Raw genomic sequence first — 20,728 nt, forward strand, 5'->3', positions numbered from 1 at the left:
ATACCTACCTCTCAAGTCTTTTCGGGTCAGCCCTTGACGGCGCCGGTGAGGACGCCCTTGGCGAAGTGGCGCTGGATGAACGGGTAGACGCAGAGGACCGGGACGATCGAGATCATCAGGATCGCCATCTGGATCGAGGTCTGCGGCGGGACCGCCTCGCCCGCCAGCCCGAGGTCCTGGCCGCCGATCTCGACGCCGTTGACGACGTACGTGCGCAGCACCAGCTGCAGCGGCCACTTGCTGCTGTCGTTCAGGTAGAGCAGCGCGTTGAAGAAGCTGTTCCAGTAGCCGACGCCGTAGAACAGCCCGACCACCGCGACCACCGCCTTGGACAGCGGCAGGCCGATGTGCCGGAACAGCTTCCATTCGGAGGCGCCGTCGATCCGGGCGGCGTCGATGATCTCCGCGGGCAGCCCGACGAAGAACGCGCGGACGACGATGACGTTGAACGCACTCACGCTGACCGGCACGATCACGGCCCACAGGCTGTCGAGCAGTCCGAACTGCTGGACGACGAGGTACGACGGGATCAGTCCCGGGTTGAACAGCAGACTGATCAGCACGAGCAGCAGCAGCGGCCTGTTGCCGATGGTGCCGCGGCGGCTCAGCGCCCATCCGAGCGTGCACGTGAGCACCAGCGCGAGCGCCGTACCGACCGCTGTCACGAAGCCGCTCACCAGAAGGGCCTGCGTGACGGTGCCGCCGGAAAGGATCGAGCGGTACGCCGTGAAGTCGAGTCCGTGCGTCGGGAAGAGGACGAACCCGCCGGCCTTGGTCACTTCCTCCGCCGGTGCGAGGCTCGTGGAGATCACGCCGATGAACGGGAACACCACGACCGCGCAGATGATCGTCAGGAAGACCGCTTTGACGATGCGTTCGGTCCGGCCCGGCAGCGGCATACCGCCGACCATCGTGGGCGCCGATTTGGTCCTCATCCGCGATAGACCCCTTCCTCGCCGAAGCGGTGGGCGATCTTGTTGGCGGACAGCACCAGGGCGAGTGCGACGGCGCTCTTCACCAGGCCGACCGCGGCCGCCACTCCCCAGTTCCCGCCGAGAATGCCGTTGTTGTAGACGTAGGTGTCGAGCACTTCACTGGCATCGACGCCGACCGCCTGCTGCTGCAGCACGATCTGCTCGAAGCCGACCGTCAGCGAGTCGCCGAGCTTGAGGATCAGCAGCAGGATGATGATCGGCTTCAGCCCGGGCAGCGTGACGTGCCAGGTCTGCCGCCACCGTCCGGCGCCGTCCACCGCCGAGGCCTCGTAGAGCGCGCGGTCGATCTGGGACAGCACGGCGAGGAACAGGATCGTCGCCCAGCCGGTGTCCTTCCAGAGGACCTGCGAGGTCAGCAGCGCCCGGAACGCCTCGACGTTCCCGATCACGTGGATCGGGTCGTAGCCGTGGCCGCGCAGCCAGTTGTTGATCATCCCGGTCCCGCCCAGCACCTGCTGGAACACCGCGACCACGATCACCCAGGACATGAAGTGCGGCAGGTAGATGATCGTCTGCACGATCTGGCGGAGCTTGTTCGACAGCAGGCTGTGCAGGACGAGCGCCACCACGATCGGCGCCGGAAACACGATCACGGTCTGGATCAGGGTCAGAATCAATGTGTTCCGGACCGCGTTGAGGAATTCCGGATCACCATTGAAAATGACGGAGAAATTCTCGAATCCGGACCACAGACTCTTCGCCGTTCCCAAGAACGGCTGATAGTCCTGGAAGGCGATGATATTGCCCCAGAGCGGGTAGTACTGGAACGCCAGCAGGACGAGAAGGCCCGGTATCGCCAGTAGAAGCACGGGATAATCGCGTCTCAGCCGGGACAGCACGGACCGCGCGCGACCCGTGGCGCGAGCCCCGGAATCCGCGTCCACAGACGCTGGATCACGGACTGGATCACGCACCCGAGAAGCAGTGTCAGCTTCAGCCACAGGCACTCCTTCGCCACTCGAATAAAAAGTGATCGATCCACTTCTGAGCCGGTAGCTAACCGCAGCCCACTTTTGGTGTCAAGGCCTCGCCGCGCTATTCGGACGGGCGCTGGTGATAAGCTGCCCGGCCTGAGACGGCCTGGCACGAGGAGGGGAACGTGGCGGACCCGGCGCCCAAACGGCCGGCGACCATCCACCAGGTGGCCAGCCTGGCCGGGGTGTCGCACACGACGGTGTCGCGGTACCTGCAGGACAAGGACAGCCTGAAGCCGAAGACCAGGATCAAGGTCGAGTACGCGGTCAAGGCCCTCGACTACCGCCCCAACCTGGTCGCCCGGTCGATGCGCACCCGGCACACCAACCGGCTCGCGATCGTGCTCGCGTCCGGCGCCCACTTCCCCGGCCGGCTGCTCGCCGCGGCCTCGCGGACCGCGCACGAGGCGGGGTACCAGGTCGAGATCGTCAGCGTCGAGGGCGGATCGCAGGAGCGGTCGGTCCGCATCGACGAGCTGGCGCGCTCCGGACAGGTGGAAGGCATCCTGGCCCTGTCCCCGATCAGCCTCAGGGGCAAGCAGTCGAACCGGGTGCCGATCGTCGTCAGCGGTTCGTACGACGACAAGCTGCACGGCCTGGCCGAGCTCGCCGACGCCACCGAGATCCGCGACATCGTCGAGTACCTGGTCTCGCTGGGACACCGGACCTTCCTGCACGTCGCCGGCGACCAGAACTTCGCCTCGGCCCGCAACCGCAAGAGCGTCTACCTGGAGACGATCGAGCAGCTCGGCCTGCGCTCGGTCGGAGCCGTCGACGGCGACTGGTCGGCGCAGTCCGGTTTCGACGCGATCACCGGCCTGCCGGCCGACTGCGGGGTGACCGCCGTCGTCGCGGCCAACGACGTCGTTGCCATGGGCGTCATCCGCGGCGCCCTCTCGCGCGGCTGGAACGTGCCCGGCGACCTCAGCGTGTTCGGGTGGGACGACGAGGAGATCGGCCGGTTCGCCACGCCGTCACTGTCGACCGTCGCCGTCGACCGCGAGGCGCAGGGCCGGGCCGCGATCCACCGCCTGGTCGCCGAGATCCGCGGCGAGCCGATCCCGGAGCCGACCACCCAGACGATCAACCACCTCATCTATCGCGAGTCGACGGCCCGTCCGCCATCCCGTCCCCCAGCAGGGGCGCCATCGTGAGGGCAAGATGCAGGACCAGCCGATCTTCACCACGCCGCAGGTCGAAGCCGGTCACGGCTTCGATCCGCCGCAACCGGTAGTACGCCGTCTGACGGTGGATCGCCAGCTCGGCAGCCAGCTCCTGCACGTTCCCGGCCTTGTCGAGAAACACCTGAGCCGTCCGCACCAGCTCGCCGCCCTCCGCGATGAGCCGTCGCGCCCGCGGATCCATGACGGCGTCCACCAGCGCGGCCTGCGGACCGCACGAAACCAGCCGCCGCACACCGAGCTCCGACCAGCGCGCCACCACACCTGAACCCGGAACCGCGGCCAGGATCTGCACGGCACGGCGTGCCTGTTCATGGCTGGTCCGGACCGGGGCGAGCCCGCGCTGCGGATCCCCCACACCTACCAGCAACCGGCTCGCGGCCTGCTCTCCCAGCCGCTGGGCATGCAGCTGCCGGAGCCGGTCGATCGCCTGGTCGATCCGCGACGACCGGTCGACGCCGAGGTCGAGCAGCAACGTCGTGAATCCCTCGCCGGACAGCGCGATCACGTGCCGCGGCAGCGACCAGAGATTCAGCGGGATCACCTCCCGCGGCTCGCCCGGCGGCTGCTCCGTGTGGACGACCACGACCGTCGCCGTACGCCGAATCAGCCCGCGGCCGTCGAGCTCGTCCGCTGCCCGCTGCGACACCTCGTCGTCGGGCGCCAGCAGGTTCGTCAGCAGCAACGAGGCGTCGCGACCGCCACGGGCCCGCTGAGCGAGCACGGCACCCGCTTCCCGCGCGACAGCGGCAGCCGCCTCGAGCTGCTGCGCCGTCCCGAGTCCGGCCTCGGGGTCGAGGAGCCAGAAGTACCCGTAGGTCACACCGTTCCACCGCACCGGCAGGCACAGCCGGGGCAGGATACCGAGGCTCGGCTCGGCGGGCGTCCGGACCGGGCCGGTCGCGCCGGCGATACCGAACTGCTCGAACCAGCTCCGCACCTCAGCGGTCGACCGGCGCCGCAGGATCGAACCGGCCCGGACCGCGTCGATCTCGTTGGGCTGCGTGTTGTACGCGACCAGGTTGAAGTCGCGGTCCTCGAGGACCGCCGGGGTCCCGAAGACGTCCGAGATCGCACCGACCAGCTCGTCGAGGTCCATGACGGCAGTTTAGACATCTGTATGAAGATCTGCTCCAGCTTCCTGCCAACTGGATGAGGCTTCGGGCGGGCCGGGCTCCTTACAGTGCCGTCATCTGACCTCGAAGGAGCCACCCATGCTCGGTACCGCTCTGCTCGCCGCCTCCCGGAGCCCCCGCGTCCGGGCCATGGTCACCAGGTCCCGCGTCACCCGCCGGGTCGTGACCCGCTTCATCGCCGGCGACGACGCCGACTCGGCCGTGGAGGCCACCCGCCGGCTGACCACCGGCGGTTTCGCCGTCACCCTCGACCGGCTGGGCGAGGACACCCTCGACCGAGCGCAGGCCGAGGCCGCCCGGGACGGTTATCTCCAGCTGATCGCGCTACTCGACGAGCATGGTCTCGCGGCCGGCGCCGAGGCGTCGCTCAAGCTGTCGGCGATGGGCCAGGCGCTGCCCGGCGGCGGCGAGGAGCTGGCCGCCGACAACGCCCACGCGATCTGCGCGGCCGCGGCCGGCGCCGGCATGACGGTCACCCTCGACATGGAGGACCACACCACGGTCGACTCGACCCTCGGTGTGCTCGCCGACCTGCGCAAGGACCACCCGTGGGTCGGCGTCGCGCTGCAGGCCATGCTGTACCGCACCGAGGCCGATTGCCGCGACCTGGCCGGCGCGGGGTCGCGGATCCGGCTGGTCAAGGGCGCGTACGCCGAGCCGAAGTCCGTCGCCCACGCCGCCAAGAGCGACGTCGACGCCGCGTACGAACGCTGCCTCGGCATCCTGATGGGCGGACTCGGGTACCCGATGGTCGCCAGCCACGACCCGCGGATGATCGACGCCGCCCAACGGCTCGCGAGCCGGCACGGCAAGGGACCGGACGACTTCGAGTTCCAGATGCTCTACGGCATCCGGCCGAGCACCCAGGAGCAGTTGCGCTCCCAGGGCTCGCGGATGCGGATCTACGTCCCGTACGGCGACGACTGGTACGGCTACTTCATGCGCCGCCTCGCGGAACGGCCCGCCAACGTCGGGTTCCTGCTTCGTTCGCTCGTGACGAAATAGGTCAGGGGTAGGTCAGAAGCCTCCGTTCGTCGTGCCGCCGCTGCCGGTGGCCGGTGTCGTGAACGAGATGTTCGGGTCCGGGCCCCACTGGTCGGCGGTCGCCGGGTAGTTCGCCTCCTGGCGTTTGACGCACTTCCACTCGACCGTCGTGTTCGGCGGCAGGTTGCTGATCGTGCCGGTCCACGTCGGGTAGGCGGTCGGCGACAACTTCACCGCACTCGCCACCGACCAGCCGCCGAGCTGCGGCACGCTGCCGACCACGTACACCGACTGACCGGAGGTCGTCGTGCCGTTCGCGCAGCTGAAGGTCTTCGAGACGACCGCCTGCCCGAGCGTGAAGGCGAAGGTCTTGGCCGAACCGACCGAGAGCGACGCCGACTTGGCCACGACCAGGTTGCCGCCGGCGTTGTACCAGCCGCTGCTCGCGGCGTCGAAGGCCGCCTTGTTCGCGTACTGCGTCAGGGCGCTGCCGTTCAGCGTCACCGCGGACGCCTGGGTGTCGGCGACCAGCTCGACGACGTTCGACCGGGCGGACGGCGCTCCCGTGTAGGTGCCGGAGGACGCCGCGATCCCGATGGTCGCCGTGCTGCCCGACAGCTGCTGGGTCAGGTCGGTCGTCCGCTTGGCGCCGGTCTGGTACCCGACCGTCGTCGCGTCGTCCTCGGCCAGCGTGAACGACGACGCCGTACTGTCCGCATAGACCCGCGCGACCAGCTCGTTGCGGGTGGTCCCGTCGGCGCGTTTGCCCAGGACGTTCATCGTCTGGTCGTCGACAGTCATCTTCGGGATGATCGCGCCGGCCCGCGCGTATGCCGGGAGCTGGAACTTCCCGTTCCGCCAGAGCGGGACGTTCGTGAGTGTCTGACCGGTGCTGACGGTCTTGGTGTTGGTGTAGTAGTCGAACCAGGTGCCGGCCGGCAGGTAGACGTCACGCTGCCGTTGGTTGGTGCCGGCAACGACCCCGACCAGCAGGTCCTTGCCGATCAGCTTCTCGTGGCCGATCTCCCGGACATTCGGGTCGTTCTGGTACTGGTAGACCAGCGGCGGCATCAGCGGGTCGCCGGTGGTGTAGGCCTTGTGCGCGAGCGAGTAGTAGTACGGGGTGAGCTCGTACCGCTGGCGCAGGTTCGCCAGGTTGCTCGGCACGTCGCCGATCGAGTCCGGCGAGGTCTCGGCGCAGTTGCACAGGTTCTCGGTGTGCGGACGGATCGGCACGTCGAACCACGCCGAGTTGGCGAACCACTGGGTATAGAGCTCGTTCAGGTCGGAGTTCAGCATCTCCCGCCGGAACCCGCCGATGTCGGAGCCGAAGTAGTCGATCCCCGACATCGACATCTGCATCTGGACGTTCTGCTGGGACGCGAGCGCGGTCAGCTTCGAGCCGATGTCTCCCGACCACAGCGCGGCGCCGGTCCGCTGCATGCCGCCGGCGGCCGACCGGGCGAGCATGAACGGGCGTTGCTGGACGCCGTTGTCCGCATAGCCCTTGGCGATGCCGCGGGCCCATTCGAGGTTGTAGAGGTTGTGGTAGTCGGCGTGTGCGTGTTTGCCGGCGAGCAGGCCCGCGGTCCAGTCGTTCGCGTCGTACATCTCCGGCTCGCCGAGGTCGAGCCAGTGCCCGACCACGCCGTCGTTGACCAGCGGCTGGCGTTGGGTGTTGTGCCAGTACGTGCTCGCGGCCGGCTGGGTCCAGTCGATCATGCCGCCGCGGCCCCACCAGTCGTTGCCGGTCAGGTACGCCGGGCTGCAGGTGGAGCATCCCGCGCGGATCAGGTAGCCCGCGGTCGCCAGCGAGGAGTGCTCCGGCAGGTTCTTCCCGACGTACGACTCCTCGATCGTCATCACGCCGACGCCGTTGGTGTTCTGGTACGCCGCGAGCTTGGCCGCCGGGTTCGGGAAGTTGACCGGGTCCCACTCGAGCGTGCCCATCCGGGTGTTGTCCGAGCCGGCCGTGACGCCGCCGAACCAGTTCACGTCGAGCATCAGGCCGTCGGTGGGGAACTTGTTCGCGCGGAGCCCGGCCAGGGTGGTGTCGATCTCGTTCCAGTTGTCGTAGCCGTACTCCGACATCCACAGGCCGAACGCCTTCTTCGGCGGCACCGGCGGACGGCCGGTCAGCTCGAGGTAGTCCTTCCGCAGATCGGGGAGGTCCGGGCCGGACATCACGTACCACCGGAGCTGGTCGCCCCAGGTGTCCATCGTCCACGGATCGCCCGTCAGGTCCCACTGCTGCTTGTAGACCTGGTCGACGAACATGCCGTAGTTCGCGTTGTTCGCACCGACCGCGAACAGCACCGGGATCTGCGCGTTGGCGACCGGGCCGTTGTCGGTGTCGTAGACCATCGCGTTGCCGTAGGTCCCGCCCGGTGTGCGCTGCCGACCGACCCAGTCACCGTCGGCGCTGCCACCCAGGAAGAACTGCTCACCCAGCCCGTACGCGTTCTGCATCGAGGACTTGGTGAAACTTAGCCCCTTCCAGGCCTGGCTCAGGTTGCGCGGACAGGTCGTGTTGAGCACCAACTGCGGCACGCGAGTGGTGTCGTACACGGTCGCGCACAGGGTTGTCTGGTTCACATCGACCTTGATCCCCGGCGTAGTCAACACACCACCCGCCTGGGTAAGGCTGGTAGGCCCGGGGTAGTTCGTCTTCGCGATCTGGGTGGTCGTGAAGATCGGCGAGCCGGTCCCCGGCCCGGCGCCGGCGCCCATCTCGAAGTGCACCAGATCATCGTCCAGAAACTCCACCACCAAATAGTTGCCCCCAGCACTGAACTGCACCCGCTGAACAGCAGCCTGCGCTGTCTGCACAGGCAGCACAACCAACGCCGGCAACAACAGAAGCAACACCACCACCCGAGCCACCCGAGACCTCCACACAACCCCACGCCGCTCGGCAGCCAGCCCAAACCCACACCGCTCCGCGGCTTGCCCGAACCCACGGAGCTCCACGGCACGCCCAGACCCACGGCGCTCCGCGGCTTGGTCGGGTCTGCGGTGCTTCAGCGTTCGCTCGAGAGCGTGGCGCGCCAGACCTTGTGCGGCCTCGGCGAGGCTTCTTGTCCTCCCCGCCCCCGAGCGGAGCGAGGGGGCGGTTCTTCTTTGGTTCTTCATGGTCTGGTCACCGCCACGTTGTCGAGGTTGATGCCGCCGGTGGCGTAGATCGTCTTCAGCGTGTGTTTGCCGGCGGTGAGGGTGGTGGTCAGGGTTGCTGTGGACCAGGTGTCCCAGTTGCCGGTGGACGGGAGGTTCAAGGTGCCGACGGTCACACCGTCTACCTGGATCGTGCGGCTTGCCGCGGTGGCTGCTCCGTTGGAGTAGCGGAACTTCAGGACGTGGGATCCGGCCACGTCAGCCTGGGTGTCCACCGAGACCGCGTCACCGGCTGTCTCGAAACCGTCGACGAACCCGGTCCCGGTGTAACCGGCGTGGTCCGTGTTCGTCGTCGTGCCGGTGCTCGTACCGAACTCGGCCTCGTACGCCGCCTTGTCGACCCCGTTCAGCACCACGGACCGAGTCGACGCGCTCGAGGCCGTCTTGACCAACGTCAGCTGCTGCACCGGATCCCAGTACCACCCCTCGCTCGCCGACTGCAGCGCGCCCAGCGTGGCGTGCGCCGTCATCGTCACCCCGTCCTTCGTCACGCTCGACGGCTTGGACGACGCCACCTGCAGCGTGCTCTTCGTACCCAGCGGCGGCACGCTGACCGTGACCTGGTGACCGGCGAAGTTCTCGGTCGACGTGATCGTCCGGGTCTGGTTCGCCGAGTCCTCGAAGTAGCCGTAGCTCGACGTGCCGGACGGATACACGCGGAACGTCAGATTCGTGTAGCTGTCGACACTGTTCCCGATCGTGCCGCCGAGCTCGTAGTTCGCGTTCAGGTTCAGCGGGACGATTGCCCCGGCCTTGGCGTACACGGGAATCGTGCCGGTGCCCGCGCCGTACACCTTCGTGCCTGCGCCCTGGGCCCGCCCGCCGTTCCAGAAGTCGTACCACTCCCCGGCCGGCAGGTACACGTTCTTGCTGGTCGCGCCCTGTGTGGTGATCGGTGCCACCAGCAACTGCCGGCCGAACATGTACTGCTGGTCCTGCGCTGCGGCCGTCGTGTCGCCGGGGAACGCCACACTCATCGCCTGCATCATCGGCAGCCCCGTCGCCGAGGAGTTCTTTGCCTCGGTGTACAGGTACGGGATGAGGTTCATCCGGGTGTTGGCGAACTTGCGGAACGTCGGGATCACGCTGGTGTCACCGGTCCGTGCCTGCACGTTCCAGGGCGTCCGCGCCTCCGACGGGCTCGGGCTCGACTTCTCCGAGTGGTACTGCATGATCGGCGCGAACGTGGCCTGCGCCGCCGACCGCAGGTACAGCTCACTGCTCGGGAACGACCCGGTGAACCCGGCCAGGTCCCACGACCAGAACGGGACACCGGACTGGCCGGCGCTCTGACCGGCCCGGACGGCCTGCTGGAACGCGTCGAACGTCGACGCCTGGTCGCCCGCCCAGAAGATCGAGTTCGCCTGCGCACCCGCCGTACCGCCGCGGCTGAACAGCGTGCCCTGGCCGCCGGTCTTCGACTCGACCAGGTCCTTGTACGCCCGGGTGTACTCGTTCGGGTAGGCGTTGTGCAGCTCGTCGCCCTTGCGACCGCTCGCGCTCGTCACGTTCCGCCCGAACACGGCCTCGCTGCCGTCGGTCTTCAGCCCGTCGATCCCGATGTCGTCGAACAGGTAGGCGCGCTTGCTCATCCACCAGTTGCTCGCGGCGGTGCTGGTGAAGTCCGGCACCGTGCTGTTGCCGAACCACTGCCCGGCCGGGATCCGGTACGGACCGCCGGCGCCGTCCCCGAGCACGTACCCCTGGGACACCGCGTAGTCCCGGTCGTTGACGTGCTGCTGCGGCGGCGTCGACGGGTTCGTGTCGAAGTCTTGCTTGAGCACCGGGATCTGCCAGAGCACCATCTTCACGCCCTGGTTGTGCGCCGCGGTGACCATCGCCTTCGGGTCGGTCCACTCGCCACCGGCCGGGAACGTCAGGTCTGCGTACGTGAGCGCCTGGCTCCCGGCCTTCGGGGTGTACGTCGCCCCGTGCCACAGGTAGAAGGTTGCCTCGTCACTCCATTGCTCGAGCACCATCGCGGTGTGCGGGATGCTGTTCGAGGTCATGTTCACCAGCTCGGCGCTGACCTCCGCCTGCGTGTTCCACTCGTTCGCGGAACCCCACAGGCCGAACGCCCACTTCGGCGGCAGCTTCGGCCGGGCCGTGGTCGCGGTGTACTGGTCGAGGATCTGCGCCCGGGTGCCGGTGAAGAAGTAGTAGTCCGCGGTCGAGTTCGCGGCGCCGCCGGTGTCGATCGTGAAGCCGGCCATGTCGCTCAGGTACGTGCCCAGGTTGAAGATCGAGTACCGCGTACTGGGCACGTAGATGCCGTAGCCGGCCGAGTTCGTGAAGAACGGCACGCTCAGGTAGGTCCGGTGTGTCGGGCCCTGGTCCTGGTACTGGTTGTAGACGTAGTTGTGCACGTCCTTGCCGCGCTGGTCGAGCGCGTCGTACCGCTCACCGAGGCCTTCGAACCGCTCCCCCGCGGGCGTCAGCCAGTGGTCCTCGACCTTGGTGACGCTGTTGCCGCCGTCGCTCGCCCAGCCGGTGTTGCGAAACGTCGCCGGGTCGTACTGCCGCGCGATCAGGGTCGTCCCGTCACCCTTGTAGACGGCCACGCGGTACGGCGTCTTCTGGATCTTGACCACCACGTTCGTGGTGGCGAGCTGCAGCGTCGACGCGGTGTCGGTCACGGTGTACGACGCACTGCCGGAGATGTTCAGGCCCGTGCCCTTGGGGGCCACCTGGACATGGAACCGGTCGGCGCCCGGGAACGCGAAGCGGATCTTCGGCGTGAAGCTGCCGGCCGTGTCGGTGGTGGTCACGTCCACGCTGGTGCCGTTGTTCACGAAGCCGGTGACGTTGCCCGCACCGCTGAACGACGTGACCGCGAACGAGAACGGGCCGGTCGTCTTCTGGTTGGCGCCGTCGACGTCGGCGTTCACCGTGTAGGTGATCTGGTCGCCACGGTTGAACGTTCCGAGGTTCAGCTTCCAGTACGTGTTGTTCCCGCTGTTGTAGTCGAACGCCGCACCGATCGGCGTCTGGTTCACGCCGTTCTTCGTCCAGGTGATCCAGACCGTCTGACCGGACGAGACCGGCCAGGTGGTCGCCTTGATCTCGACGGCCTGGCCGGCCATCGGATCGCGGGGTGTGCGCTCGGTCGGTTGACTGTTGTAGAGCTCGTCGGCGCCGTACGGCGCGTGGAAGACGCCGGTCAGCGTTCCCGCCCAGGCGGGGGTGGGAGTGAACTGGAAGAGCACCGCCGCGAGCACCAGGAGCCCGGCGATCCATCTGTTCTTGGACATGACGGCATGACTCATCGACTGCCTCACTTCGTCGAAGCGTGCGGGGGTGACCGGCCGGCGGAGCGGCCGGGATGACTAGCCCGCGGAGCGGGCGGTCAGGGAGGGGCGGCCGGCCTCGTCCGGTCGCAGGTTCGGCTGGAAGAGCTCGCCCAGGAACAGGCCCGCGGCACCGCGGGCCCAGGCCTCGTCGTCCCAGTCGTCGACGACGATCTCCAGCTCCTGCTGGAGTCCGTCGAACACGGCCGCACGCAAGGCGTCGCCGAATCCGGGCAGGATCAGCTCACCGGCCCGGGTGCCCTCGCCGGCGAGGACGATCAGCTTCGGATTCAGCAGGTTGACCAGATTGCCGACGGCCGTGCCCAGGATCCGGCCGGCCTCGTCGAACACGGCGCGCGCGGTCCGGTCACCGTCGCGCGCGGCCGCGGCGGCGTCCTCGAGCGTCGGCCGCCCGGTGCGGGTCAGGAGCGCGGGCCCGCCGATGACTGCCTCCAGACAGCCGCGGCCGCCGCAGGCACACTCGGGGCCGTCGGCAACCTTCAGGTGACCGAACTCCCCCGCGCCCCCGGCGGCGCCCCGGTAGAGCCGGCCGTCCAGCACCATGCCGAGCCCGATACCGCGGCCGATACTGACCACGGCCATGTCGGCCACGCCGCGTCCCGCGCCGAACCACTGCTCGTTCGCGACCAGGGTGTTGACGTCGTTGTCCACGACCACCGGCAGTCCGAGCCGCTGCTCCAGCAGACCGGCAAGATCCACGTCCCGCCAGTCCGCGTACGTCGCATGCCGCACCACGCCGCTGGCCCGGTCGATCACACCGGCCAGCCCGACGCCGACGCCGTACAGCGGGCCGTCCTCCGGGCGCAGCTTGCGCACCACCCGGGTGATGACCCGGACGACCGTCCGCACGTCGTCGGCCGGGACGGCGGCGGTCGCTCGGTCGACGATGGAGGCGTTCAGGTCGGTGCGGACCGCGATCACCTGGGTCTCGGTGACCTTGATCCCGATCACGAACCCGGCGTCCGCCTTCAGCGCGAGCAGCACCGGTTTGCGCCCGCCGCCGGAGACCGCGGTCTCGCGTTCCTCGACGACGCCGCGGGCGATCAGGTCCGCGACGATCTCGGAGACGGTCGGCAGGCTGAGGCCGGTGCGCCTGGCCAGGTCGGTGCGCGAGACCAGGCCGGTCCGCAGCTCGGCGAGCACGAGCGAGGAGTTGATCTCGCGGATCAACTCCTTGCTGCCCACGCGCACCGGCTGCATCGCACCCCTCCCTCGATCCGACACTTCCTAAGGTCACCGAAGCAAGTGCCCCGGAACGTATCCCCGGCGATCACGGGCGGTCAAGACCTCGACCTCTTGACAGTTCTGAGCAGTCCTGCTTAGTTTCTGACTAAATTTAGTGCTGAAGGAAGTAGGCGAGTGTGACCGGTCAGAGTCCCCGCGGCGATCTGGTGCCGTCCGGCATCGTGGCGATGCTCGGCACCCGCGGCCCCACGTCGCGGACCGCGATCGCGCGCAATCTGGGGCTGAGCCCGGCCACGGTGACCCAGGTGACGAAGGACCTGATCGCCCGCGGCGTCGTCGAGGAGCTGGAGTCGGTGCCGTCCAACGGGGGCCGGCCGGCGCGACTGCTCGGGCTGGTCAGCCGGACCGGCGTCGCGCTCGGCGCGAAGGTCACCGCCGACCACGTGGCTGTGGTCACGGTCGAGCTGGACGGGAGCGTGCGATCGTCCAGCTCGCACGACTTCGACCCGCGCGCCGACGACGCCATCGACCGGCTCGGCCGGATCCTGACCCAGGAGGTCGCCGGCCTCGACGACCAGCTGTTCGGCGTCGGTGTCGGCGTCCCCGGCTCGGTCGACTCGCAGGCCTCCGGGATCGTCGACGCGCCGACGCTCGGCTGGCGCGCCGCGCAGGTCGGGCCGCTGCTGCGGCAGGCCGTCGGTACGCCGGTGCTGGTCGACAACGACGTGAACACGCTCGCCGCGGCCGAGCGGCTGTACGGGATCGGCCGCGAGCACTCGTCGTACCTGGTGGTCACGATCGGCCGCGGCATCGGGTGCGGGATGGTCGTCGACGGCGGCATCTATCGCGGCGCCAACGGCGGCGCCGGCGAGATCGGGCACATCCCGGTCTGGGCCGGCACCGACGACCAGCCGCTGTGCACCTGCGGCTCGACCGGCTGCCTGGAGGCGTACATCGGCGCGGACGGACTGGTCCGGACCGCGCGCGGCCGGGGCGCGCTGGGACCGCGCGGCACGCTCGCCGGTCTGTTGCGCGCGGCCGCGGCCGGGGACGAAGCGGCGCAGGCGGTGTACGCCGACGCGGGCGACCTGCTCGGCCGCGCGCTGGCCGGCGTGATCCACACCGTCGACCCGGAGGTCGTCGTCCTGCTGGGTGAAGGAGTGGACGGATGGGAGTTCTGGCAGCCCGGCTTCGAGCCGTCGTTCCGGCGATCGTTGCTGCCGGCCCGCAAAGGCGTGCCCGTGCTGGTCGAGCCGTGGACGGAGGACCAGTGGGCGCGCGGCGCGGCCTCGCTCGTCCTGGCCTCGCCCTTCGACTCGGCAGGCAACGGCGGCGAGCAGAGCCGTCTGGTGCGCGCCCGGCTGGGAGCGTCATGAGTACGCCGACACTCACCGAGCGCCGCAAACAGCCGCGGCAGTCGCCTCCCCCGGTCCGTCCGGGACGAAACCGGCGTCCGGGCGGCTGGAAGAAGCTGGGCTGGGCCCTGTTCTTCCTGCTGCCCAGCGCGATCCCGCTGCTGGCCTTCACGCTGGTGCCGATGGTGTCCAGCCTGTGGGTGAGCCTGCACAAGTGGAACCTGATCTCGCCGATGCAGTGGGTCGGCCTGGACAACTACGCCAACCTGCTGACCGACCCGATGACGCGCCGCGTCTTCCTGCACACGCTGATCTACGTCGCCGGCTACCTGCCGCTCGTATACGCCGGTGGGCTCGGGCTCGCCCTGGTGCTGAACCAGCGGCTCAAGGCACGGGCGTTCCTGCGGGCGACGTACTTCCTGCCGGTGGTGACGAGCTGGGTCGTCGTCGCGCTGGTGTGGAAGTGGCTGCTCAACCCCGCGAACGGTCTCGTCAACGAGGTGCTCGGCTTCTTCGGCGTACCGGGTCCGGGCTGGTGGACCGACCCGCAGTGGGCGCTGCCCGCGGTGATCCTGTCGTCGGCCTGGAAGGACCTCGGGTTCGTGATGGTGATCCTGCTCGCCGGCCTGCAGTCGATCCCGTCCGACGTCTACGAGGCCGCGCTGGTCGACGGCGCGAACAACTGGCAACGGTTCTGGCGGATCACGCTGCCGCTGCTGTCCCCGTCGACGTTCTTCGTCGTGGTCATCTCGCTGATCAACGGCTTCCAGGTGTTCGACCAGGTGTTCGTGATGACCGGCGGCGGTCCGTCCGGCAGCAGCCAGGTCGTGGTCGGGCAGATCTACGACCTCACGTTCCGGTACGGACGCGCCGGTGAGGCGTCCGCACTGTCCTGGATCCTGTTCGCGGTGATCCTGGTGATCACAGTGGTCCAGATCCGCGGCCAGCGGAAGTGGGTGCACTATGCGTAGGTTCTGGCTGTACGCCGCGGTCGTGGCCGGCGCGGTGATCATGCTCTTCCCGTTCCTGTGGACCGTGATCACCTCGATCACCCCGGAAGGCTCGCTCGCCGACGGACCGAAGCTGATCGTCCACAACCCGACCCTGGACGCGTATCGCACGCTGCTGGACGCGATGCCGATCTGGCGGATCCTGGTGAACTCGCTGCTGATCGCGATCGCCTCCACCGTGCTCCAGCTGATCACCGGGTCGATGGCGGCCTACGGGTTCGCGCGCCTGCACTTCCCGCTGAAGAACGTGATCTTCGGCTGCTACCTGGCCACGCTGATGGTGCCGCTGCAGGTGCTCGTCGTCCCGCTGTTCATCGAGATGAAGACGCTGAACCTGCAGGACACGTACTTCGCGCTGCTGGCCCCGACGATCGCGTCCGCGTTCGGCGTGTTCCTGCTCCGGCAGGCCGTCACCGCCGTACCGGCCGAACTGGACGAGGCCGCCACCATCGACGGCGCCGGGCACCTGCGGATCTTCACCACGATCGTGCTGCCGCTGATCCGGCCGGCACTCGCGACGGTCGCGGTGTTCGCCTTCATGGGCAGCTGGAACAGCTTCCTCTGGCCGTTGGTGGTGATCCGGTCGCCGGAGTTCATGACCCTGCCGCTCGGCCTGTCCACCCTGCAGGGCCAGTTCACCACCCAGTGGGACGTCGTGATGGCGGGCTCCGTCGTCTCGATCGTGCCGATCGCCCTCGTCTACCTGCTCGCGCAGCGCCACATCATCGCCGGTGTCGCACACACCGGTATCAAGTGAGAGGAAACACCCCATGCGCCTACTCAAGTTCGCCGCCGTCTCCGCACTGAGCCTGACGGCCGCGCTCGCGCTGACCGCCTGCGGGCAGGGATCCGCGACCAAGCAGGCCGCCGCACCGGACGGCAAGTCGGTCGTGCGCTACATGAACTTCTCGTCGAACGACGGGCACGAGAAGGACCTGACCGCGATCGTCAACGCCTTCCAGGCGGCGAACCCGAACATCACGGTCCAGGTCGAGACCGTGCCGTACGCCGACTACTTCACCAAGCTCCAGACCGCGGTCGCTGGTGGCACCGCGGCGGACGCGTTCGAGCTGAACTACGAGAACTTCGTGACGTACGCGACGAACGGCTCGCTGGCCGAGCTGAAGGACGTGGACTCGTCGGTCTACAAGAAGACGCTGTACGACGCGTTCAACAACGGCGGCAAGCAGTACGGCGTGCCCGAGTCGTTCTCGAACGTCGTGCTGTTCTACAACAAGACACTGTTCAAGCAGGCCGGCGTCGCCGAACCCACAGCCGACTGGACCTGGAAGGACGAGCAGGCCGCGGCCGCGAAGCTGACGAACAAGGCGACCAAGACCTGGGGCGACTACCAGCCGGTGTCGTACAACGAGTTCTACAAGGTGCTCGCGCAGAACGGCGGTGAGTTCCTGAACGCCGACCGGACCGAAGCCACGTTCAACTCGCCGCAGGGTGTCGAGGCGGCCAAGTTCCTGGTCGGCAAGGTGGGCAAGACGATGCCGACCGAGGCCGACGGCGCCGGTACGCCGGACTTCGACTCCAAGCTGTTCAAGTCCGGGAAGCTCGCGATGTGGCACACCGGGATCTGGATGTTCTCGGCACTGGACGGCGCGAAGTTCGACTGGGACGTCGTCGTCGAGCCCGGCAACACCACGAAGGCGTCGGCGATGTTCGCCAACGGGCTGGTGGTGAACGCCGCCTCGAAGAACGCGGCCGCGGCGCAGAAGTGGATCACCTACCTGTCCTCGTCGGACGAGACCACGAAGACCCGGCTCGCGTCGTCCTGGGAGCTGCCGCCGGTCGCCGACGAGAGCAAGCTCAAGACGTACCTCGACCAGCCGAAGCCGGCCAACCGCGAAGCGGTCTTCACCGCGCTGGAGCAGCCGGTCCTGCCGCCGGTGATCGAGCGCCAGCAGGAGATGCAGGACGCGGTCACCCAGGAACTGAGCTCGGCCGCCGCCGGCCGGAAGACGGTCGAGAAGGCACTCGCCGACGCCCAGTCCAAGGTGAACGGTCTGCTGAAGAAGTGAAAGGCACAGAAGAACCGACCCCCTCGCTTCGCTCGGGGGCGGGGGTAAGAGAATCCGCCCCCTCGCTTCGCTCGGGGGCGGGGGAGGTCGGCGAAGTGCCCGGCACCGGGCGTGGGTTTGCCGTGGGCGACGTGGCGCGCTTGCAAGCGCTGGCCGAGTACAGCCACGCGGTCATCACTAAGTACCAAGATGTCGGTGGGGCGTATCCGGCTGCGCCCACCTTCTCGGCGTACCAGGGGTACGCGTGGTTGCGGGACGGGTCGTTCACCGCGGAGGGGATCTCGCGGTACGGCGACGTCAACTCGGCGGATCGCTTCCACGACTGGGTCGACCGTGTACTGCGGAGCCGGCGCGCGCAGGTGGACGACCTGCGCGCGGCCGTCGCCCGCGGCGACACTCCCCCGGACTCGGCGATGCTGCCGACGCGCTTCACGTTCGACGGCAAGGACGGATCGGACCCGTGGTGGGATTTCCAGACCGACGGGTACGGGACGTGGCTGTGGTCCGTCGTCACGCACGCGGACCGGCACGGACTCGACCTCGAGCGGTGGCGTGACGGGATCGACGTCGCCGTCGACTACCTGGTCCCGTTCTGGGACCGGCCGTGTTACGACTGGTGGGAGGAGCACGTCGAGCAGCGGCATGTGTCGACGCTCGGCGCGATCCACGGCGGCCTGGTCGCGATCGCGCCGCACACGCGGATCGACGTACTGGACGTCGCCGGGCGCATCCGTTCGCTGGTCGTTGCCGAAGGCATGCATGACGGGCATCTGACCAAGTGGCTGGGCACGGCGGCGGTCGACGGCTCGCTGCCCGCGTGCGTCGTACCGTTCGGGCTCGCTTCCGGGGACGCCGGCGCCGCGACGCTCGCGGCGGTCGCGCGGGACCTCGACGCCGACGGCGGCGTACACCGGTTCACCGCCGACGTGTTCTACGGCGGCGGGCAGTGGATCCTGCTGTCCGCACTGCTCGGCTGGAACCTCGCCGTCGCGGGCGACACGGCCGGGGCGTGGCGGCTGCTGCGCTGGATCGCCGACCAGGCGACGCCGGCCGGCGACCTGCCCGAGCAGGTCCCGCACCACCTGCTGCACCCCGGGTCGCGCGACGAGTGGATCGCTCGCTGGGGCACCGTCGCCACTCCCCTGCTGTGGTCGCACGGCATGTACCTGATCCTCGCCGACGAACTCGGCATCACGAAGAAGGCCTGAATGATCACGCATCGCCCGCACGGCATCGAGCACCCGTACGCCAGCTCCCCGGACCAGCGCGTCCCGGTCCTCCCGCTCGCCGGCGAGCCGGTCCGCCTCGGCGTCGTCGCCTCGCCCGACGTCACATCGGTCGTCTGCGAGTGGGGCTCGGCAACGCTGGAGCTGACACCGACCCAGGCGACCGCGTCCGACGCCGCCGCGCTCGCGGGCGGTGAAGGTCACCTGAGCGAAGCCCAGGCGAAGTCCCTGGGCTCCGACGACAGCTGGTCTGTCGTCACTCCTCCGCTCACGGAGCCGGTCCGCTACCGCTTCCACGCCCAGACGGCTGACGATGCTGAGACGACTGCGTGGTTCGACGTGGCGCCGGCCGAGTGGTTGCCCCGGGGCGGCGAGGTGCGGGGCGGGGGTGATCGCGTGCACGACGTGGCATGGCTGGTGTCGGCCGAGGGCGTGCATCGTGCGCGGTTCCGCCTGCCGTTGCAGCCGTCGGATCATCTGGTCGGTTTCGGTGAGCGCTACGACCGGCTGGATCAGCGCGGGCAGCAGCTGGACGCCGTCGTGTTCGAGCAGTACAAGGCACAAGGCGTCCACGGCCGCACGTATCTGCCGATGCCGTTCGCACATGTGGTCAACGGCGGCTGGGGCTTCCACGTGCGCACCTCACGCCGTACCTGGTTCTCGTCCGACGACACCGGCCTCACCGTGGAAGTCGCGCTGGGCGACGAGCCCGTCGTCGACCTGGGAATCTACGAAGGCTCCCCGACCGAGGTGCTGTCGGCCTTCCTGGACGAGGTGGGCCGCGCGGAGGAGCTGCCCGACTGGGTGTTCCGCCTGTGGGCCTCCGGCAACGAGTGGAACACCCAGGACCTGGTGATGGCCCGGATGGACACGCACCGCGACCTGGACATCCCGGTCGGGACCGTGGTGATCGAGGCGTGGAGCGACGAGGAAGGCATCACCATCTGGCGCGACGCGCAGTACGACGTCACACCGGACGGCAGCGCCCACAAGGCCGCGGACTTCAGTTACCCGGCCGACGGCGCCTGGCCGGACCCGCGGGCGATGATCGACGAGCTGCACCGGCGCGGCATCAAGGTCGTCCTGTGGCAGATCCCGCTGCAGAAGAGCGAGTTCGACAGCGGCCAGGTCGCCGCGGACGCCGCTGCCATGGTGCGTGAAGGTCACGCGGTGCTGGAGGCCGACGGTTCGGCGTACCACAACCGCGGCTGGTGGTTCCCGAAGGCGTTGATGCCCGACCTGTCCGTGCAGCGCACCCGGGACTGGTGGACCGAGAAGCGCCGGTACCTGGTCGAGGACTTCGACGTCGACGGCTTCAAGACCGACGGCGGCGAGCACGCCTGGGGCCACGACCTGCGGTACGCCGACGGGCGGCGCGGGGACGACGGCAACAACCTCTTCCCGGTGCACTACGCGCGCGCGTTCGGCGACCTGCTGCGGTCGGCCGGCAAGGCGCCGGTGACGTTCTCCCGCGCGGGTTTCACCGGGTCGCAGCCGCACGGTGTCTTCTGGGCCGGCGACGAGGACTCGACCTGGGAGGCGTTCCGGTCGTCGATCACGGCGGGTCTGACCGCGGCCTCGTGCGGCATCGTCTACTGGGGCTGGGACCTGGCCGGGTTCTCCGGGCCGGTGCCGGACGCCGAGCTCTACCTGCGCGCGGCCGCGGCGTCGGCCTTCCTGCCGATCATGCAGTACCACTCGGAGTTCAACCACCACCAGCTCCCGCTGCGGGACCGGACGCCGTGGTTCGTGGCCGAGACCACCGGCGACGACCGCGTCGTCCCGGTCTTCCGCGCGTACGCCGTCCTCCGGGAGAAACTCGTCCCGTACCTGGCGGCGCAGGCTGCGCGCGCCGTCGCCACCGACCGGCCGCTGCTCCGGCCGCTGTTCTTCGACCACGCCGACGACCCGGAGATCTGGAACCACCCGTACCAGTACCAGTTGGGTGACGGGCTCCTGGTCAATCCGGTCCTCGAGCCGGGAGTCACCACCTGGACGACGTACCTGCCCGAAGGCATCTGGTACGACGCCTGGACCGACGAGCCCGTCGAGAGTGGACTGGTCACCCGCGACGTGCCGATCGACATCATCCCGGTCTACAGCCGGACGCCCGGCCTCCTGCACTGACCCGCCGGCTCCGTGCCTTCGCCGAGGCACGGAGCCGGCGGGTCAT

General features: G+C 68.8%; 14 protein-coding genes. 8 read left to right on the top strand and 6 right to left on the bottom strand.

Annotation, left to right across the window (positions count from 1 at the left end; all coding sequences use genetic code 11):
- Positions 1-26: 26 nt before the first annotated feature.
- Positions 27-935 carry a carbohydrate ABC transporter permease gene (locus ABZW60_RS19655; RefSeq protein WP_355478679.1) on the bottom strand — a complete coding sequence of 303 codons (909 nt, stop codon included), beginning with the start codon at positions 933-935 and terminating at the stop codon, positions 27-29.
- Positions 932-1,612: an ABC transporter permease subunit gene (locus ABZW60_RS19660; RefSeq protein WP_355478680.1), complete on the bottom strand. Its 681-nt coding sequence runs from the start codon at positions 1,610-1,612 to the stop codon at positions 932-934. The genes ABZW60_RS19655 and ABZW60_RS19660 overlap by 4 nt, the downstream gene beginning before the upstream one ends.
- 482 nt (positions 1,613-2,094) lie before the next feature.
- Here ABZW60_RS19660 and ABZW60_RS19665 point away from each other — a divergent pair, with 482 nt between their 5' ends.
- Positions 2,095-3,123: a LacI family DNA-binding transcriptional regulator gene (locus ABZW60_RS19665; RefSeq protein ID WP_355478682.1), complete on the top strand. Its 1,029-nt coding sequence runs from the start codon at positions 2,095-2,097 to the stop codon at positions 3,121-3,123.
- Here the strand turns inward: ABZW60_RS19665 and ABZW60_RS19670 are convergent.
- On the bottom strand, positions 3,062-4,249 hold the full coding sequence (locus ABZW60_RS19670) for a helix-turn-helix domain-containing protein (RefSeq protein WP_355478684.1): 1,188 nt from the start codon (positions 4,247-4,249) through the stop codon (positions 3,062-3,064). The genes ABZW60_RS19665 and ABZW60_RS19670 overlap by 62 nt on opposite strands.
- Positions 4,250-4,364: 115 nt before the next feature.
- Here ABZW60_RS19670 and ABZW60_RS19675 point away from each other — a divergent pair, with 115 nt between their 5' ends.
- Positions 4,365-5,291, top strand: a complete 927-nt coding sequence (locus ABZW60_RS19675; RefSeq protein WP_355478686.1) for a proline dehydrogenase family protein — start codon at positions 4,365-4,367, stop codon at positions 5,289-5,291.
- 12 nt (positions 5,292-5,303) lie between these two features.
- Here the strand turns inward: ABZW60_RS19675 and ABZW60_RS19680 are convergent, their stop codons facing one another.
- The 3 genes from ABZW60_RS19680 to ABZW60_RS19690 form a co-directional block, all read right to left on the bottom strand.
- Positions 5,304-8,036 (bottom strand): TIM-barrel domain-containing protein, encoded by a 2,733-nt coding sequence (locus ABZW60_RS19680; RefSeq protein WP_355478687.1) that lies wholly within the window; start codon positions 8,034-8,036, stop codon positions 5,304-5,306.
- Positions 8,037-8,398: 362 nt separating this feature from the next.
- Positions 8,399-11,692, bottom strand: a complete 3,294-nt coding sequence (locus tag ABZW60_RS19685; RefSeq protein ID WP_355478689.1) for a TIM-barrel domain-containing protein — start codon at positions 11,690-11,692, stop codon at positions 8,399-8,401.
- 75 nt (positions 11,693-11,767) lie between these two features.
- Positions 11,768-12,949, bottom strand: a complete 1,182-nt coding sequence (locus ABZW60_RS19690) for an ROK family transcriptional regulator (RefSeq protein WP_355478691.1) — start codon at positions 12,947-12,949, stop codon at positions 11,768-11,770.
- A 161-nt stretch (positions 12,950-13,110) separates the two neighbouring features.
- On the opposite strand from ABZW60_RS19690, the gene ABZW60_RS19695 reads away from it, so the two are divergent.
- The 6 genes from ABZW60_RS19695 to ABZW60_RS19720 all read left to right on the top strand — a co-directional run bounded on the left by ABZW60_RS19695 (position 13,111) and on the right by ABZW60_RS19720 (position 20,682).
- The gene (locus ABZW60_RS19695) at positions 13,111-14,310 is read left to right on the top strand and encodes an ROK family protein (protein WP_355478693.1); all 1,200 of its coding nucleotides are present in this window, start codon (positions 13,111-13,113) and stop codon (positions 14,308-14,310) included.
- Positions 14,307-15,260, top strand: coding sequence for a sugar ABC transporter permease (locus ABZW60_RS19700; protein WP_355478695.1), 954 nt, complete (start codon positions 14,307-14,309; stop codon positions 15,258-15,260). Before ABZW60_RS19695 ends, ABZW60_RS19700 begins: the two co-directional genes overlap by 4 nt.
- Positions 15,253-16,056 (top strand): carbohydrate ABC transporter permease, encoded by an 804-nt coding sequence (locus ABZW60_RS19705; protein WP_355478697.1) that lies wholly within the window; start codon positions 15,253-15,255, stop codon positions 16,054-16,056. The genes ABZW60_RS19700 and ABZW60_RS19705 overlap by 8 nt, the downstream gene beginning before the upstream one ends.
- Positions 16,057-16,069: 13 nt before the next feature.
- On the top strand, positions 16,070-17,329 hold the full coding sequence (locus ABZW60_RS19710) for a sugar ABC transporter substrate-binding protein (protein ID WP_355478699.1): 1,260 nt from the start codon (positions 16,070-16,072) through the stop codon (positions 17,327-17,329).
- 131 nt (positions 17,330-17,460) lie between these two features.
- Positions 17,461-18,537: a glycoside hydrolase family 15 protein gene (locus ABZW60_RS19715; protein WP_355478701.1), complete on the top strand. Its 1,077-nt coding sequence runs from the start codon at positions 17,461-17,463 to the stop codon at positions 18,535-18,537.
- Positions 18,538-20,682 (top strand): TIM-barrel domain-containing protein, encoded by a 2,145-nt coding sequence (locus tag ABZW60_RS19720; RefSeq protein ID WP_355478703.1) that lies wholly within the window; start codon positions 18,538-18,540, stop codon positions 20,680-20,682.
- Positions 20,683-20,728: the final 46 nt, after the last annotated feature.

This window comes from Kribbella sp. NPDC003557, from assembly GCF_040610805.1.
In the GTDB taxonomy this organism is placed as follows: Bacteria; Actinomycetota; Actinomycetes; order Propionibacteriales; family Kribbellaceae; genus Kribbella.

Coding starts and splice junctions, on each gene's coding strand:
- ABZW60_RS19655 (WP_355478679.1), bottom strand. CDS start 935: ATGAGGACCAAATCGGCGCCCACGATGGTCGGCGGTATGCCGCTGCCG.
- ABZW60_RS19670 (WP_355478684.1), bottom strand. CDS start 4,249: ATGGACCTCGACGAGCTGGTCGGTGCGATCTCGGACGTCTTCGGGACC.
- ABZW60_RS19675 (WP_355478686.1), top strand. CDS start 4,365: ATGCTCGGTACCGCTCTGCTCGCCGCCTCCCGGAGCCCCCGCGTCCGG.
- ABZW60_RS19685 (WP_355478689.1), bottom strand. CDS start 11,692: ATGTCCAAGAACAGATGGATCGCCGGGCTCCTGGTGCTCGCGGCGGTG.
- ABZW60_RS19690 (WP_355478691.1), bottom strand. CDS start 12,949: ATGCAGCCGGTGCGCGTGGGCAGCAAGGAGTTGATCCGCGAGATCAAC.
- ABZW60_RS19700 (WP_355478695.1), top strand. CDS start 14,307: ATGAGTACGCCGACACTCACCGAGCGCCGCAAACAGCCGCGGCAGTCG.
- ABZW60_RS19705 (WP_355478697.1), top strand. CDS start 15,253: ATGCGTAGGTTCTGGCTGTACGCCGCGGTCGTGGCCGGCGCGGTGATC.
- ABZW60_RS19710 (WP_355478699.1), top strand. CDS start 16,070: ATGCGCCTACTCAAGTTCGCCGCCGTCTCCGCACTGAGCCTGACGGCC.
- ABZW60_RS19720 (WP_355478703.1), top strand. CDS start 18,538: ATGATCACGCATCGCCCGCACGGCATCGAGCACCCGTACGCCAGCTCC.